We start from the raw sequence: 15,484 nt of genomic DNA on the forward strand, positions 1-15,484 counted from the left end.
GGGATGTGGTCATGCCGGGCGCGATTCTCCCGCATGGCCCAAGCACGTACTGCGCGCAGGCCATCCGGGCGCCCGCACGCCCGTTCGCTCAGCGGGGCGCGTCGCCCTTGCGGTACTCGGCGGTGAGCGCGTCGAGCTTCTGCTTGAGCGCCGGGTCGAGCACGTAGCTGGCGGCGGCCACGGTGGCGTCGAGCTGTTCGGGGCGGCTGGCGCCCAGCAGCGGCGCGGTGATCAGCGGGTTGGCCATGACCCACGCCACGGCCAGCGTGGCCAGCGGCACGCCGGCTTCGTCGGCCAGAGCGTGCAGCTGGGTGACGGTGTCGAAGCTGCGGTCGTTCCAGTAGCGGTCCTGGTACATGCCGCCGGCGGTGCCGAGGGTGAAGCGGGTGTTCTCCTCGGGCTTGGCGCCGGGCTTGTACTTGCCGGTGAGCAGGCCGCCGGCCAGCGGGTTGTAGGGAATCACGCCCAGGCCCTCTTCGGCCGCGAGCGGCAGCAGCTCGCGCTCGATCTCGCGGAACAGCAGGCTGTAGCGCGGCTGCACCGACACGAAGCGCGTGAAGCGGTGCAGCTCGGCCTTGCCCAGCGCGCGCGCCAGACGGTAGGCCAGGAAATTCGACACGCCGATGTAGCGCGCGCGGCCCGACTTGACGATGACGTCGAGCGCCTCGAGGCTTTCTTCGAGCGGGGTCTCGCGGTCGTCCATGTGCAGCTGGTACAGGTCGACGTGGTCGGTCTTCAGGCGCTTGAGCGAGAGGTCGATGGCGTCGAGCAGGTGCTTGCGCGAAGCGCCCTGGTCCCACGGGTTGGGGCCGACCTTGTTGACGGCCTTGGTGGCGACCACGAAGCGGCGACGGCCCGCGGAGCCCTGCTTGTCGAGCCAGTTGCCGATGATCTCTTCGGTGCGGCCGGTGGTCTCGATGGTGCCGCCCAGCGGGTACACATCGGCGGTGTCGAGGAAGTTGATGCCGGCGTCGGCGGCCTTGTCCAGGATCTGGTGCGACACGGCCTCGTCGGTCTGCAGGCCGAAGGTCATGGTGCCCAGGGCCAGGCGGGACACGGTGAGGCCGGTACGGCCCAGGCGGGTGGTGGGAATGCTCATGCAGGCTCGCTCCGAGAAGGTGGGAGAGGGAGGGAAAGAGGCGGCGGCCATCATAGGCACGGCCGCGCATTCCTGCAGGCGCTGGAGATTCAGGTGGATTCGAGGTGCACGCCGGGCGCGCCGCGTTCGACCGAGAAGCGGGCCATGGCCGCCACGACGGAGTCGGCGTTCTTCTCGTCGTCCACCGCGCGGAACTCGACCGCGCAGCCGCGCGCGTCGAGCGTCATGAGGCCGTAGCCGCGCTTGTCGGCGCGGCCGTAGCGCAGGTGTTCGTTCTTCGCGCGCATGTGGGCCACGCTGGCGGCGCTGGGCCCTTCGGAGGTGATGGCGCCGCCGACGAACTCGGTCGCGACGACGGGCCCCTGCGGCTCGCGGCGCAGGTCGGCGGCCCAGAAGGCGTGCACGTCGCCGCCGAGCACCAGCGCATCGCCGCCGCGCGACGGGTTGGCGGCCAGCGCGTCGAGCAGGCGCGTGCGCGCGGCGGCGTAACCGTCCCAGCCGTCCATCCAGTAGCCGTGACCGGGGCCGCGCTGGCGGTCGGCCTCGGCGAGCAAGGTCGGTTGGGCGATGACGGTCCAGCGCGCCGGCGGCGTTGCGAGTTCGTTCGCGAGCCAGGCTTCCTGCTGCATGCCGAGCAGGCTGCGCTCCGGCGCCAGCCGGTCGGCGCAGTCAACCAGCGGCTTGGTGCTGCGGCCCGGGAGGCAGGCGTGGTGCGAGCGGTACTGCCGGCCATCGAGCAGCATCACGTCGAGCATGCGGCCGAAGCGATGGCGCCCGTAGATGGTCGCGCTGGCGCCGCGCGGGCGCATGGAGGCGGGCACGGGCATGTGCTCGTACCAGGCTTGGTAGGCAGCGGCGCGGATCGCGAGAAACTGCGCCGGGTCGGGCGTGCGCGGCGAGACGTCGTCGGTGTAGTCGTTGGCGACCTCGTGGTCGTCCCAGGTCACGAGCCAGGGAAAGGCCGCGTGCGCGGCCTGCAGGTGCGGGTCGGTCTTGTAGAGCGCGTAGCGGTTGCGAAAGCCGGCCAGGTCGGTGGGAATGCCGCCCTCGTGGCGGCGCACGTTGTGCGAGCCGCGCGAGCTTTCGTAGATGTAGTCGCCCAGGTGCACGACGAAGTCGAGCGGCTGCGCGGCCATGTCGCGGTAGGCGGCGTAGTAGCCCTCCTCGTACTGCTGGCACGAGGCGAAGGCGAAGCGCAGCGGCTGCACGGCGGCGTCATCGTCGGCCGGCGCGGTGCGCGTGCGGCCGACGGGGCTGCGCACGCCGGCGGCGGTGAAGCGGTACCAGTAAGGGCGGCCGGGGCGCAGGCCCTGTACTTCGACGTGCACCGAGTGCGCGAGGTCGGCCTCGGCGCTGGCGATGCCCTTGGTCACGATGCGGCGAAAGCGCTCGTCCTCGGCGACCTCCCACTGCACCGCCACAGACGCCTCGCCCATGCCGCCGCCCTGCACCGGGTCGGGCGCGAGCCGCGTCCACAGCACCATGCCGTCCGGCCGTGGCGCGCCCGAGGCGATGCCGAGCGTGAACGGGTCGCGCGAAGCCGAGGGCTGGGCGCGCAGGTGCAGGAAGGGATGGCCGAGCGCGGCGGCGGCGAGGACGGTGTGCAGCAGGCGTCGGCGGGTGAAAAGCGGAGTGGTCATCGGGCGTCTTTCTTGGCGCGTCGCTCGGCGATCTCGAGGTCGATCGATGCTTGCAGCTGCGCTTGCCGTTCGGGGTTCTTCGGGCGGGTGTCGAAGCTCCTCGTGCGTATGCCTTCGACCGACTGTGAGGAAACACGGCGAGACTTTCCCCACCAGATCGCTGCAGCGCCGCCGAGCAGGAACAGCGCGACCATGAATTCCGCGGCGACCCGGTTCAGGTCGCTCTTGAGGATCGGCTGCGCTGCGTTGTTTGTCCGGTCCCGCGGAGGCAGCAGGACTGCGAGCTTCTTGCCCACGGGGCGCGCGCTGAACTTGCCGCCACGGCCGGCCCGCAGGACGGCTTTTCGGCCATCGGGTCGGACGTAGTCGACCCGCACCTCGTCGCCGTTGACGCCGGTGACGACACCCTCGACTTCGTCGTAGGAAAGAAGAACCAGCGCCGCGTCATACGCCGACAGCAGCGCGACACACAGCATGGCGACGCCCATCGCCGCAACGCACGTCGCCACCAACACTCGAAAGATATGCATGGACTCCAGCCATCAGGAACGTGCCTGATTCTGGCGCCCTTCTCTTACAGCACCGCCACTGCAGAACGGCGTCTCAGCCCACCGACCCTTCGCAAACCACGGCCACCGGCCGCCGCGCATCCGCACGCGCGCTCGCGACCGCCCAGGCAAAGATGCCCACACCCGCCAGTGCCAGCAGCGCGCCGACCCAACCGGTCGAGGTCCAGCCCAGGCCGGCCGCAATGGCGACGCCGCCGAGCCAGGCGCCGAGGGCGTTGGCCATGTTGAAGGCCGAGTGGTTGAGCGCGGCGGCGAGCGTTTGTGCGTCGCCGGCCACGTCCATCAGGCGGATCTGCAGGGCCGGGCCGATGGCGACGGTGGTGCCGATCAGGAACACGGTGAAGGCCGCCGTCACGACGTGGTGCGCCGCGAAGGTGAAGCTGGCAAGCACGAGCGCCGCGTAGACGAGCACGCCGCCGATGGTGCGCATGAGCGACTTGTCGGCCAGCCGCGAACCCACGAGGTTGCCGGTGACCATGCCCAGGCCGAACAGCGCGAGCACGAAGGGCACGCCGCCCAGCGGCAGGCCGGCCACTTCGATCAGCGTGGGCTTGATGTAGCTGAACACGGCGAACATGCCGCCGAAGCCGATGGCGCCGATGCCGAGCGTGAACCACACCTGCTTGCGCTTGAGCGCGCCGAGTTCGCGCCACGGGCTGGCGCCGGCGGCGGGTGCGATGTCGGGCACGTCACGGCGCAACAGCAGCACCGCAACGAGCGCGATGACACCCACGAACACGAAGGCCGCGCGCCAGCCGAACAGCTGGCCCAGCCACGCCGCGATGGGCACGCCGACCAGCGTGGCGCCGGTGAGCCCCAGCATCACGAGGCCGACGGCGCGCGCACGGCGCCCCGGCGGCGCGAGCGTGGCGGCCACGAGCGCGGCCACGCCGAAGTAGGTGCCGTGCGGCAGGCCGGTGGCAAAGCGCAGCAGGTTGAGCGACAGGTAGCCGGGCGCCATCGCGCTGGCGAAGTTGCCGGCCGCGAACACGGCCATCAGCGCGATCAGCAGTGCGCGTCGGCCCCAGCCGGCGGCCAGCACCGCGAGCACGGGCGCGCCGATGACCACGCCCAGCGCGTAGGCGCTGATGACGTGGCCGGCCTGCGGGATGGTGACGGCGATGTCTTTCGCGACCTCGGGCAGCAGGCCCATGATGACGAACTCGCCGGTGCCGATGGCAAAGCCGCCGACGCCGAGCGCGAGCACCGCGCGCAGGAACTGGGCGGACGAGACGGACGGTGCAAGGGCGGTGGTTTCCGCGCCTTCGCGGGCGGACGGTGAGGCGTTCAAGGCCGGGCTCCTGGGGGGTGCCCGGCGGACGCGGGCAAGGCCCGATTCTAGGGTAAACCCTTAAATTGTGAAGATGCTCTCGTGCGCCGCGTCGGTACCGTCTTGCAGACGAAGCCTCAGCGCCGCTGGAACTGCGGCGCCCGGCGCTCGGCCATGGCGCGCACGCCTTCCTTGAAGTCGTCGGTCGCGAACTGCACGCACTGCACCTCGCGCTCGTGGCGGTTGGCCTCGGCCACGGCGTCGGCCAGGCCGCGCCGCAGGGTGGCGCGCGTGGCTTCGACGGCGAGCGGGGCCGACAGCGCGATCTCGCCCGCCAGCGCCAGCGCGCTCGCGCGCACCTCGTCGGCCGGCACCAGCTGGTCGACGAGGCCGATGCGCAGCGCTTCCTCGCCGCCGATGCGCCGCCCGGTGAAGAACAGCAGGCCCGCCTGCTGCGCCCCGACGAGGCGCGGCAGCGTCGCGCTCAGGCCGAAGCCCGGGTGAAAGCCCAGGCGGTTGAAGTTGGCGCTGAAGCGCGCCTCGGCGCAGCTCACGCGAAAGTCGGCCGCCACCGCGAGGCCGAGGCCCGCGCCCACCGCCGCGCCGTGCACCGCGGCGACCAGGGGCTTGGCGCTGCGAAAGAGCCGCATCGCCTGCGCGTACAGCGGGCCGGGGTCGCGCGAGGTGCCGTCGTCGTCCCCGCTGTTGAAGTCGGCGCCGGCGCTGAAGGCGCGCCCCTCGGCAGCCAGCACGACCGCGCGGCAGCCGGGGTCGGCGTCGAGCCGGTCGAGGTGGTCGGCCAGCTCGCGCAGCAGCGCCTCGTTCACGTAGTTGAAAGGACCGCGGCGGATTTCGAGCAGCGCGACGTGCGCGTGGCCCGCGTCGAGGGATGCGATGTGGCTCATTGGACCTCCAGCTTGGCGATGTCGACGTAACCCTTCCACTTCTCGCGCTCCTGGCGCTCGAAGGTGGCAAGGTCGGCGAGGCTGACCTTGGCCGGCGCGAAGGCAAAGCCCTCGAGCCGCGAGCGGATCGGGTCGGTGGTCACGGCCTCGTTGATCCAGGTGTTGAGTTTCTGCTGGATCTCCACCGGCGTCGCGGCTGGCACGGCAATGCCGAGGAAGCCGCCGCGGATGGTGAACTTCGGGTACGTCTCGGCGATCAGCGGCAGCGCCGGGTAGCGCTTGAGCCGCGCGTCGCTGTGCACGGCCAGCGCACGCAGCTGGCCCGAGGCCACGAAGGCGTCGCCGGCCACGGTGTCGGTGAACACCACCTGGATCTGCCCGGCGATGAGCTCCGACATCGCCTGGCTCACCTGCTTGTAGGGAATGGGCGCCAGCTCGATGCCGGCCTCGTGCGCGAACAGCGCGCCCGTGACCTTCGAGGTCGCGTTGAAGTGGCCGTAGTTGATGCTGCCCGGTGCCTTCTTCGCGGCGGCCACGAACTCCTGCAGCGTCTTGTAGGGCGCGTCGGGCCGCACCAGCATGTAGGTGGAGCCGGGGCCGAAGGAGCCGACCAGTCGGAAGTCCTTGCCCGGGTCGTAGGGCAGCTTGCGGAACAGGCTGGGGTTGGCCAGGTGCGTGGACGTGGTGGCCAGCAGCAGCACCGAGCCGTCGGCTGGCGCGTTGCGCACCGCCTCCACGCCGATGATGCCGTTGCCGCCGGGGCGGTTGTCGACCACCACCGCGCGGCCGGTCTTGCGCGTGAGGAACTCGGCCAGCATGCGCGCCGAGATGTCGCCCGAGCCGCCGGGGCCGAAGGGCACGATGATCTGGATCGGCTTGTCCTTGTCCTGAGCAAGCGCGACGCCGGCGGTGGCCGCGAACGGCAGGCCCGCCAGCCAGGCGAGGCAGTGTCTTCTGTGCATGGGATGTGTCTCCTGTCTGTTTTTGAATGTCGTGGCCGGTGGGTGCTCAGCCGAGCGCGCCGGCGCCCAGCGCCTCGTTGTGCTCGCCCACGCCGGGCGCGCGGGCCCGTACCTGCGGGCGTTCGCCGTCGAAGGACAGCGGCAGCCCGACGATGCGCAGCTCTTCGTCGGGCACGGTCTGGAAGATGCCGATGGCCTCGGTCTGCGGCTGCGCCAGCACCTGCGCAAAGTCCTGGATCGGCGCGCACGGAATGCCCAGCGGCTCCAGCGCGTCGAGCCACTGCTGCGTCGAGCGCGTGCGGAACACGGCCTCCAGCGCGGGGATGAGCAGCGCCTTGTGCTGCACGCGCAGCGCGTTGCTCGCAAAGCGTTCGTCGCGCGTCCATTCCTCGTGGCCCGTGGCGCGCGCCAGCTTGGCGAACAGGCGGTCGTTGGCGGCGGCCACGACGATCTCGCCGTCTTCGGTGGGCAGCGCCTGGAACACCACCACGTTGGGGTTGCCGCTGCGGTGGCGCTCGGGCTGACGGCCCGTGGCGTGGAAGCCGGCCATCATCACCTGCAGCCAGCCCAGCGCGGTCTCGAACAGCGAGGTGTCGACCACGCAGCCCTGCCCCGTCGTCGCACGCCGCAGCAGCGCGGCGATGCAGCCCAGCGCCGCCCAGATGCCGGTGCCCAGGTCGAGCACCTGCATGCCGACGCGCGCCGACGGGCCGCTTTCGGCGCCGTTGATGCTGAAGATGCCCGCGAAGGCCTGCACCATCGGCTCGTAGCCGGGCGCCAGGCGCATCGGCCCCTTGTGCCCGAAGGCCCACAGCGAGCAGTACACCAGCCGGGGGTTGAGCGCGCGCAGCACGTTGGGGCCGAGTTCCAGTTCTTCGAGCGAGCCGGGGCGCATGTTCTGGATGAACACGTCGGCCTGCGCGGCGTGTTCGCGCAGCCACTGCACGTGCGCCGGGTTCTTCAGGTCGAGCGCGATGCTCTTCTTGCCGTGGTTCATGGCCTGGAAGGTGGTCGCGGTGCCGCGCCAGAACGGCGGGCCCCAGCCGCGCGCGTCGTCGCCCGCGCCGGGCCGCTCGATCTTCACCACCTCGGCGCCGAGCGAGGACAGGATCTCTCCCGCGTAGGGCCCGGCGATGTTCTGCCCGACCTCGATGACCTTGATGCCGGCCAGCGGCTGCGCGGCGGCGATGTTGTGGAAAGGGGTCGTCATGTTCAATGTCCTGTGAATCGGGGGGCGCGTTTGTCGAGGAAGTGCTGCACGCCCTCGCGGAAGTCGTCGGTGTCGCGGCAGGCAGCAATCTCACGGTCGGCCTCGCGCGTGGCCTGGCCCAGCGTCTGGTAGCGGGCGGCGCGCAACTGCTGCTTGATGACGCGGGTGGCGCGCGGCGAGGCGGCGTTCGCGATCTCGCCGGCGCGCGCGAGCACCGCGTCGAGAAAGCCCTCGGCCGGCAGCAGCCAGGCCAGCCCCATGCGATCGGCCTCCTCGGCCATCACGGTGCGGCCGGTCAGCAGCAGGTCGGCGGCGTGCATCGGGCCGATGAGGCGCGGCAGCAGCCAGGCCGTGCCGTGCTCGGCCACGAGGCCGCGGCGCGCATAGGGAAAGCTGAGCTTGGCGCCGGCCGCCACGTAGCGCAGGTCGGCATGCAGCGCGAGGCACAGCCCGACGCCAGCTGCGGCGCCGTTGATCGCGGCGATCAGCGGCTTGTCGAAGCCGCCGAGGTAGCCGTAGCGCTGCGCGAGGTCGTCGTCCGAGGGCGCCTGCGGCACGGGCGGCCGGACTGCTGCGCCCAACACCGCCATGTCCATGCCGGCGCAGAAGCCGCGACCAGCACCGGTCAGCACCGCGCAGCGCACGTCGTCGTCGGCCTGCGCCAGGTGGATGGCTTCGCGCAGCTCGGCTTCCAGCGTGGGCGTCCAGGCGTTGAGCCGGTCGGGGCGGTCGAAGGTGATCGAGGCGACGCGGTCGGTCACCGCGTACCTGAGTTCCGTGAATTCCAAGCGTGTCTCCGGTTCGTTGCTCGCCCTGTGTCGGGCATGGGCTCAGTATTCCGGCGCACCTTGGCGGTGACAATGCTGCAATTTCGCTGACCGAAATCATGGCCATGCCCCGCTCCACCTCCACCCGGGCCGAAACGCAGTCGACCGGCACCTTCGTGCGCAGCACGCCGGGCAGCCATTCGCTCGAGCGCGGGCTGGCGTTGCTGCGCGCCTTCCGGCATGGGGTGGACGTGCTGACCAACGCCGAGCTGGCCGACCGCACGCAGCTGCCGCGGCCCACGGTGAGCCGCCTGACACGCTCGCTGGTGGATGCGGGCTTTCTCGCCTACGACCTGGAGCAGCGCGGCTACCGGCTGACGGCCGCGTGCCTGAGCCTGGCCCTGTCGTTCCGCACCTCGGAGCAGACGCTGGCGCAGGCCCTGCCGCTGATGCGCGCGCTGGCCGAGGGCCGGCGCGTGAACGTGGGCCTGGCGGTGGCCGACCAGCTGGAGATGGTGTACCTGGACTCGGTGCGCTTCAGCCGGCTGGGCATCTTCCGGCGCATCCTGCCGGGCTCGCGCCTGCCGATCGCGAGCACGTCGCTGGGGTGTGCCTTCCTGGCGGGCATGCAGGCGACGGAACGCAAGGCCTTGCTGGCCCAGTTGCGCAAGGCGCATGGCAGCGACTGGCCCGCGCTGCAGCGACAGGTGGATGCGGCGCTGCGTGCGGTGGACGCGCAAGGCTATTGCCACGCGAACTGGGCGCCGGGCATGACGGCGGTAGCGCTGCCGCTGCGCGCGCCGTCAGGCAGCCTCTATGCGATGAACGTGAGTTTTCCGACGACGGGCGAGGTGTCGGCGGATGCACTGCGGACGCACGCCGATCTGCTGCTGCGCCTTGCGTCCGACCTGCGCAAGACGTGGGCGCGGTAGCGCGTCAGATCGCGACCAGCTGCCGCACGCCCTGCGCTTCCATGTCTTTTCCCAGGCCGCGCGCAATGACTTCGCCGCGCTCCATCACGAGGTAGTCGTCGGCCAGCTCCTGCGCGAAGTCGTAGTACTGCTCGCACAGCACGATGGCCATGTCGCCGCGGTCGGCCAGCATGCGGATGACGCGGCCGATGTCCTTGATGATGCTGGGCTGGATGCCTTCGGTGGGCTCGTCGAGGATCAGCAGCTTGGGCTTGGGCGCGAGGGCGCGGGCGATCGCCAGTTGCTGCTGCTGCCCGCCTGACAGGTCCCCGCCTCTTCTGTTGATCATCTGCTTGAGCACGGGGAACAGCTCGAACAGCTCCGCAGGAATCGGCGTGCCGCCGCTCTTGTAGGCCAGGCCCATGCGCAGGTTCTCTTCCACCGTGAGCCGCGCGAAGATCTCGCGGCCCTGCGGCACGAAGCCGATGCCGGCCCTGGCCCTGTCGTACGGCGTGGCCTTGTGGATCGGCTTGCCTTCGAGTTCGATGCTGCCGCTCTTGATGGGCACCAGGCCCATGAGCGACTTCAGCAGCGTGGTCTTGCCGACGCCGTTGCGGCCGAGCAATACCGTGACCTTGCCGAGCGTGGCCTGGAAGCTCACGTCTCTGAGGATGTGGGAGCCGCCGTAGTACTGGTGGATGTTTTTTACTTTCAGCATGGTGGGATGCCTTCCTTGGTCTTTATCGGGGGCACCCGGTGGGCGGCACGGCGCGGTCGGCCCCACTGTGCCGGCCCTTCGGGCTGCCCTGCGGTGCTCGCGTTTCGCGGGGTCTCGCAGAACTCGCTGCGCTCAAACAGCTGCGAGCCCTGATCCGCGAAACGCTGCGCTCCTCGGCGGCACAGAGGGGCCGCCCACACCGCACCGCCCACCGGGCGCTGGTCGTGGCGTTGATGCCGTCGGCTCTGGCCGCGGCGACAAGTTCACCGCCCAAGGTAGACCTCGATCACGCGTTCGTCGGCCTGCACTTCGTCGAGTGTGCCTTGCGCGAGCACCGAGCCATCGCACAGCACGGTCACGATCTCGGAGATGGTGCGGATGAAGCTCATGTCATGCTCCACCACCATCAGCGAGTGCTTGCCCTTGAGCGTGAGGAACAGCTCGGCGGTGCGAGCGGTTTCCTCGTCGGTCATGCCGGCCACGGGCTCGTCGAGCAGCAGCAGCTTCGGGTCTTGCATGAGCAGCATGCCGATCTCGAGCCACTGCTTCTGGCCGTGGCTCAGGTTGCCGGCCAGGCGCGACACGCTGTCGGCCAGGTGGATGGTCTCCAGCACCTCGGCCAGGCGGTCGCTCTGCGCCGAGTCGAGCCTGAACAGCATCGAGGCGCGCACGCCCTTGTCGGTCTTCAGTGCGAGCTCGAGATTCTCGAACACAGTGAGGTGCTCGAACACCGTCGGCTTCTGGAACTTGCGGCCGATGCCCAGCTGCGCGATGTCGGCCTCGCGGTGGCGCAGCAGGTCGATGGTGCTGCCGAAGAACACGGTGCCCGAATCGGGCCGGGTCTTGCCGGTGATGATGTCCATCATCGTGGTCTTGCCCGCGCCGTTGGGTCCGATGATGCAGCGCAGCTCGCCCGGCGCGATGTCGAGCGAGAGCTTGTTGATGGCCTTGAAGCCGTCGAAGCTCACGCTCACGTCTTCCAGGTACAGGATGCGGCCGTGGGTGATGTCGACCTCGCCCGGCGTGGCGATGCGGCTGAAGCCTGCGGTGCGGCCACCCGATTCGGTCTGGCCCGTGGCCGCGTGCAGGCCGGCCGCGCGTGCGGCGCGCTCGGCGCCGGCTTCCATCAGGTCGGGCGTCATGCGCGGGCTCCCTTCACCTCGGCGACCAGAGGCGCCTGCACGGTTGCTTCGGGCTCGGCATGCGCGGGGTGCGCGGCGGCGGGCTCGCGCCGCGCTTCCTTCGCAGCCGGCGCTGCGGCCTTCTGTGTCTTCTCGCGCGACAACCACTTGCGCACCAACCCCACGATGCCGTTCGGCAGGAACAGCGTGACAGCAATGAACAAGGCGCCCAGGAAGTACAGCCAGTACTCGGGGTAAGCCACGGTGAGCCAGCTCTTGGCGCCGTTGACGATGAAGGCGCCGAGGATCGGACCGATCAGCGTGGCGCGCCCACCGACTGCGGCCCACACCGCGATCTCGATGGAGTTGGCCGCGCTCATCTCGCCCGGGTTGATGATGCCGACCTGCGGCACGTACAGCGCGCCGGCCACGCCGCACATGACGGCGGAGATGACCCAGATCGTGAGCTTGTACGGTAGCGGGTTGTAGCCCGAGAACATCACGCGCGTTTCGGCGTCGCGAATGGCCTGCAGCACGCGGCCGAACTTGCTGCCGATGAGCCACTTGGCGAACAGGAAGAAGCCCAGCAGCGTGAGGCCGGTGAGCGCGAAGAGCGTCATGCGCATCTCCTGCGTGGCGATCGGGATGTTCAGGATGCGCTTGAAGTCGGTGAAGCCGTTGTTGCCGCCGAAGCCCGTCTCGTTGCGGAAGAACAGCAGCATGGCGGCGAAGGTCATGGCCTGCGTGATGATCGAGAAGTACACGCCCTTGATGCGCGAGCGGAAGGCGAAGAAGCCGAACACGAAGGCGATGAGGCCGGGCACCGCCACGATGAGCAGCAGCGTCATGCCGAAGCTGCCGCTGAAGGTCCAATGCCAGGGCAGTTCCTTCCAGTCGAGGAACACCATGAAGTCGGGCAGGTCGCTCTTGTAGTTGCCGTCGCGGCCGATCTGGCGCATGAGGTACATGCCCATCATGTAGCCGCCCAGCGCGAAGAACAGGCCGTGGCCCAGCGACAGGATGCCGGTGTAGCCCCAGATCAGGTCCATGGCCAGCGCGCAGATGGCGTAGCACATGATCTTGCCGACCAGCGCCACGGCGTAGTCGCTCATGTGCAGCGGGCTGTCGACCGGCACCACGATGTTGAGCACCGGCGCGATCGCGCACACCACGATGAGTGCGACGAAGAAGGCCGTCCAGCCCTTGCCGCTCAGCAGCGGACCTTTAGTTGGCAACGTGACCTTGCTCATGCCTCTGCGCTCCGGCCCTTCATCGCGAAGATGCCTTGCGGCCGCTTCTGGATGAAGATGATGATGAAGACAAGCACCGCGATCTTCGCAAGCACCGCGCCCGCCCAGCCCTCGATGAACTTGTTGAGAATGCCCAGCCCCAGGGCCGCATACACGGTGCCCGCGAGCTGGCCGACGCCGCCCATCACGACCACCATGAAACTGTCGACGATGTAGCTCTGGCCCAGGTCGGGGCCGACGTTGCCGATCTGGCTCAACGCACAGCCCGCCAGGCCCGCGATGCCGGAGCCGAGCGCGAAGGCGTAGGTGTCGATGCGTGCGGTGTTCACGCCCATGCACGAGGCGATCGGGCGGTTCTGCGTGACGCCGCGCACGAACAGGCCCAGGCGCGTCTTGCCGATGAGCCAGCCCATCGCCAGCAACACGAGCGCCGCGAAGACGATGATGCAGATGCGGTTCCACGGCAGCGTGACGTTGCTCAGCATGGTGAAGCCGCCGCTCATCCAGCCGGGGTTTTCCACGCCGACGTTCTGCGCGCCGAAGAGCGAACGCACGAGCTGCTGCAGCATCAGGCTGATGCCCCAGGTGGCGAGCAGCGTCTCGAGAGGACGGCCATACAGGAAGCGGATCACGCCACGCTCGAGCACCGCGCCCACGAGCGCCGAGGCGAGGAAGGACACGGGAATGGCGGCCACCAGGTACCAGCCGAACGCTGCCTCGGGCATGTACCTCTGGAAGATGCCCTGCATCACGTAGGTGGCGTAGGCGCCGATCATCATCAGCTCGCCGTGCGCCATGTTGATGACGCCCATGAGGCCGTAGGTGATGGCCAGGCCGAGCGCGGCGAGCAGCAGCACCGAGCCCAGGCTGATGCCGCTGAACACGGCGTTGATGCGGTCGCCCCAGACCAGCGCGCCGTCGATGTTGGCGATCGATGCGGTGATGGCCGCCTTGACGTCGGCCTCGGTTTCGTCGGCCAGGCGTTGGTTGAGCAGCAGCTTGGTGTCGGGGTTGCGGTTGTTGCCCAGCTCCTTGGCCGCGGCCAGGCGCTTGGCCTTGTCGGCGCTCGTGAGCATGCTGGCGGCACGCACCAGCTCGAGCTGCGCCTTGATCTTGGGGTTGGTCTCGGCGGCCAGCGCCTTCTCGACCATGGGAATGCGCGACTCGTCGGGCTCCTTGAAGAGCGCCTGCGCAGCTTCGGCGCGCACCGCGTCGTCGGTGCTCGTGAGCTTGAGTGCGGCCTGTGCGGCATCGAGTGCGCCGCGCATGAGGTTGTTGTTGACGACGTCCTCGGCGGTGTCGGGCACCTTCAGCTCGGAGCCGGTGACGGGGTCGAAGCCCTTGTCGTCCTTCATCACGAAGACCTTGTCTTCGGTGTACTTCACGGCGTCGTCGGACATCGCCTGGATGAACGCGGCGGTCTTGTCGTCGGCAGTGAGGACGGCCTTGTTGAGTGCGGCGATGCGGGCTTCGGATTCGCCGGAGGCGATGGCCTTGGCTTCGTCGGCGGTCAGCGCATGGACGGGCGCTGCTGCCAGCAACAGCAGCGCCGTCGTGCAGGAACAAATTGAGCGCAGTAATGGATGCACAGCGTTTCTCTCATTCGGGAACACCGAGGAACCGGCTTTGCCGGCCCTCAGGTGTTGCCCCCGGTAGGGGGAAGGCGAAGCGACACGAAGTGCGCACAGCCTGGGAGCGAGCCCCAGTTACATCGACTTGCCAGCGGGGTAATCCGGCTTCTTGTCGTTGCCTTCGATGTACGGGCTCCACGGCTTGGCCTTGACCGGACCCGGCGTCTTCCACACCACGCTGAACTGCCCGTCGGCCTTGATCTCGCCGATGAACACGCTCTTGTGCAGGTGGTGGTTCTTCTCGTCCATCTTCGACACGATGCCCGACGGTGCCGTGAAGGTCTGGCCGGCCATCGCGGCGATCACCTTGTCGGTGTCGGTCGACTTGGCCTTCTCGACCGCCTGCTTCCACATGTGGATGCCGATCCAGGTGGCTTCCATCGGGTCGTTGGTGAGCGGCTTGTCCTTGTGGCCGGCGATGTTCTTGGCCTTAGCGTAGTCGCTCCACTGCTTGATGAACGCCGTGTTGGTCGGGTTCTTGATCGACATGAAGTAGTTCCATGCCGCGAGGTGGCCCACGAGCGGCTTGGTGTCCACGCCGCGCAGTTCTTCCTCGCCCACCGAGAAGGCGACCACCGGCACGTCCTTGGCCTTCAGGCCCGCGTTGCCCAGTTCCTTGTAGAAGGGCACGTTGGAGTCGCCGTTGATGGTCGAGACCACGGCGGTCTTGCCACCGGCCGAGAACTTCTTGATGTCGGCGACGATGGTCTGGTAGTCGCTGTGGCCGAAGGGGGTGTACTTCTCGTCGATGTCCTTGTCGGCCACGCCCTTGCTCTTGAGGTAGGCGCGCAGGATCTTGTTGGTGGTGCGCGGGTACACGTAGTCGGTGCCCAGCAGCACCCAGCGCTTGGCGCCGCCGCCTTCCTTGCTCATGAGGTAGTCGACGGCCGGAATCGCTTGCTGGTTGGGTGCGGCGCCCGTGTAGAACACGTTCTTCGAGAGCTCTTCACCCTCGTACTGCACGGGGTAGAACAAGAGGCCGTTCATTTCCTCGACCACCGGCAGCACGGACTTGCGCGACACCGAGGTCCAGCAGCCGAAGATCACCGAGACCTTGTCCTGGCCGAGCAGCTGCTTGGTCTTTTCAGCGAACAGCGGCCAGTTGGAGGCCGGGTCGACCACCACGGGCTCCAGCTGCTTGCCCAGCACGCCGCCCTTCTTGTTGATGTCGTCGATGGCCATCAGCACCGTGTCCTTCAACACGGTTTCCGAGATGGCCATCGTGCCCGACAGCGAGTGCAGCACGCCGACCTTGATGGTGTCGGCTGCGAATGCAGGCGCAGCAGAAATGCTGGCCAGCGCGACGGCGGCGGTGAGCGCCTTGAGTGTGAAACGACGTTGCATGTGGACTCCTGCTCCGGGTGGGTTGAACCTTGTCGACAGCGCGGGGCTGGCGATGGAGAGGAGTCTGCGGAACGCACCACAAAGGGG

Annotated in this window: 14 protein-coding genes; 1 reads left to right on the forward strand and 13 read right to left on the reverse strand. The window is 68.9% G+C overall.

All coding sequences use genetic code 11. The features are described from left to right. Window positions 1–88: 88 nt before the first annotated feature. From AC3WQR_RS08555 to AC3WQR_RS08590, 8 genes are all read right to left on the reverse strand, one after another. Window positions 89–1,099: an aldo/keto reductase gene (locus AC3WQR_RS08555; RefSeq protein WP_492741739.1), complete on the reverse strand. Its 1,011-nt coding sequence runs from the start codon at window positions 1,097–1,099 to the stop codon at window positions 89–91. A gap of 89 nt (window positions 1,100–1,188) precedes the next feature. Beyond that, window positions 1,189–2,739, reverse strand: a complete 1,551-nt coding sequence (locus tag AC3WQR_RS08560) for an alkaline phosphatase D family protein (RefSeq protein WP_492741740.1) — start codon at window positions 2,737–2,739, stop codon at window positions 1,189–1,191. After that, complete coding sequence (locus tag AC3WQR_RS08565; protein WP_492741741.1) at window positions 2,736–3,269, reverse strand: DUF3592 domain-containing protein; 534 nt, start codon at window positions 3,267–3,269, stop codon at window positions 2,736–2,738. Before AC3WQR_RS08565 ends, AC3WQR_RS08560 begins: the two co-directional genes overlap by 4 nt. Before the next feature lie 73 nt (window positions 3,270–3,342). Next, complete coding sequence (locus AC3WQR_RS08570) at window positions 3,343–4,599, reverse strand: MFS transporter (RefSeq protein ID WP_492741742.1); 1,257 nt, start codon at window positions 4,597–4,599, stop codon at window positions 3,343–3,345. 116 nt (window positions 4,600–4,715) lie between these two features. Next, entirely contained in the window at window positions 4,716–5,483 is a 768-nt protein-coding gene (locus AC3WQR_RS08575; protein ID WP_492741743.1) for an enoyl-CoA hydratase/isomerase family protein, read from the reverse strand. After that, window positions 5,480–6,445, reverse strand: coding sequence for a Bug family tripartite tricarboxylate transporter substrate binding protein (locus AC3WQR_RS08580; protein WP_492741744.1), 966 nt, complete (start codon window positions 6,443–6,445; stop codon window positions 5,480–5,482). Before AC3WQR_RS08580 ends, AC3WQR_RS08575 begins: the two co-directional genes overlap by 4 nt. A gap of 46 nt (window positions 6,446–6,491) precedes the next feature. Then, a complete protein-coding gene (locus tag AC3WQR_RS08585) occupies window positions 6,492–7,655 on the reverse strand; it encodes a CaiB/BaiF CoA transferase family protein (protein ID WP_492741745.1) in 1,164 nt (387 codons plus the stop codon). A gap of 2 nt (window positions 7,656–7,657) precedes the next feature. After that, complete coding sequence (locus AC3WQR_RS08590; RefSeq protein ID WP_492741746.1) at window positions 7,658–8,443, reverse strand: enoyl-CoA hydratase-related protein; 786 nt, start codon at window positions 8,441–8,443, stop codon at window positions 7,658–7,660. A gap of 104 nt (window positions 8,444–8,547) precedes the next feature. Here AC3WQR_RS08590 and AC3WQR_RS08595 point away from each other — a divergent pair, with 104 nt between their 5' ends. Continuing rightward, on the forward strand, window positions 8,548–9,354 hold the full coding sequence (locus tag AC3WQR_RS08595) for an IclR family transcriptional regulator (RefSeq protein WP_492741747.1): 807 nt from the start codon (window positions 8,548–8,550) through the stop codon (window positions 9,352–9,354). Between the two features lie 4 nt (window positions 9,355–9,358). Here AC3WQR_RS08595 and urtE read toward each other — a convergent pair whose 3' ends face one another. From urtE to urtA, 5 genes are all read right to left on the reverse strand, one after another. Continuing rightward, window positions 9,359–10,051, reverse strand: a complete 693-nt coding sequence (urtE, locus tag AC3WQR_RS08600; protein ID WP_492741748.1) for an urea ABC transporter ATP-binding subunit UrtE — start codon at window positions 10,049–10,051, stop codon at window positions 9,359–9,361. A gap of 263 nt (window positions 10,052–10,314) precedes the next feature. Continuing rightward, window positions 10,315–11,193 (reverse strand): urea ABC transporter ATP-binding protein UrtD, encoded by an 879-nt coding sequence (gene urtD, locus AC3WQR_RS08605; RefSeq protein WP_095744117.1) that lies wholly within the window; start codon window positions 11,191–11,193, stop codon window positions 10,315–10,317. Next, window positions 11,190–12,422, reverse strand: a complete 1,233-nt coding sequence (urtC, locus tag AC3WQR_RS08610; protein ID WP_492741749.1) for an urea ABC transporter permease subunit UrtC — start codon at window positions 12,420–12,422, stop codon at window positions 11,190–11,192. The genes urtD and urtC overlap by 4 nt, the downstream gene beginning before the upstream one ends. Continuing rightward, complete coding sequence (gene urtB, locus AC3WQR_RS08615) at window positions 12,419–13,966, reverse strand: urea ABC transporter permease subunit UrtB (protein WP_492741821.1); 1,548 nt, start codon at window positions 13,964–13,966, stop codon at window positions 12,419–12,421. The genes urtC and urtB overlap by 4 nt, the downstream gene beginning before the upstream one ends. 162 nt (window positions 13,967–14,128) lie before the next feature. After that, window positions 14,129–15,397, reverse strand: coding sequence for an urea ABC transporter substrate-binding protein (gene urtA / locus AC3WQR_RS08620; protein WP_013543023.1), 1,269 nt, complete (start codon window positions 15,395–15,397; stop codon window positions 14,129–14,131). Window positions 15,398–15,484 lie beyond the last annotated feature (87 nt).

The sequence above is a fragment of the Variovorax sp. FW305-3-2-15-B-LB1 genome (assembly GCF_058787635.1).

What these genes read in the sequence shown, in the direction of transcription:
- AC3WQR_RS08565 (WP_492741741.1), bottom strand. Translation starts at nt 3,269, where the DNA reads ATGCATATCTTTCGAGTGTTGGTGGCGACGTGCGTTGCGGCGATGGGC.
- urtA (WP_013543023.1), bottom strand. Translation starts at nt 15,397, where the DNA reads ATGCAACGTCGTTTCACACTCAAGGCGCTCACCGCCGCCGTCGCGCTG.
- AC3WQR_RS08585 (WP_492741745.1), bottom strand. Translation starts at nt 7,655, where the DNA reads ATGACGACCCCTTTCCACAACATCGCCGCCGCGCAGCCGCTGGCCGGC.
- AC3WQR_RS08580 (WP_492741744.1), bottom strand. Translation starts at nt 6,445, where the DNA reads ATGCACAGAAGACACTGCCTCGCCTGGCTGGCGGGCCTGCCGTTCGCG.
- urtE (WP_492741748.1), bottom strand. Translation starts at nt 10,051, where the DNA reads ATGCTGAAAGTAAAAAACATCCACCAGTACTACGGCGGCTCCCACATC.
- AC3WQR_RS08560 (WP_492741740.1), bottom strand. Translation starts at nt 2,739, where the DNA reads ATGACCACTCCGCTTTTCACCCGCCGACGCCTGCTGCACACCGTCCTC.
- urtC (WP_492741749.1), bottom strand. Translation starts at nt 12,422, where the DNA reads ATGAGCAAGGTCACGTTGCCAACTAAAGGTCCGCTGCTGAGCGGCAAG.
- AC3WQR_RS08555 (WP_492741739.1), bottom strand. Translation starts at nt 1,099, where the DNA reads ATGAGCATTCCCACCACCCGCCTGGGCCGTACCGGCCTCACCGTGTCC.
- AC3WQR_RS08595 (WP_492741747.1), top strand. Translation starts at nt 8,548, where the DNA reads ATGCCCCGCTCCACCTCCACCCGGGCCGAAACGCAGTCGACCGGCACC.
- urtD (WP_095744117.1), bottom strand. Translation starts at nt 11,193, where the DNA reads ATGACGCCCGACCTGATGGAAGCCGGCGCCGAGCGCGCCGCACGCGCG.
- AC3WQR_RS08575 (WP_492741743.1), bottom strand. Translation starts at nt 5,483, where the DNA reads ATGAGCCACATCGCATCCCTCGACGCGGGCCACGCGCACGTCGCGCTG.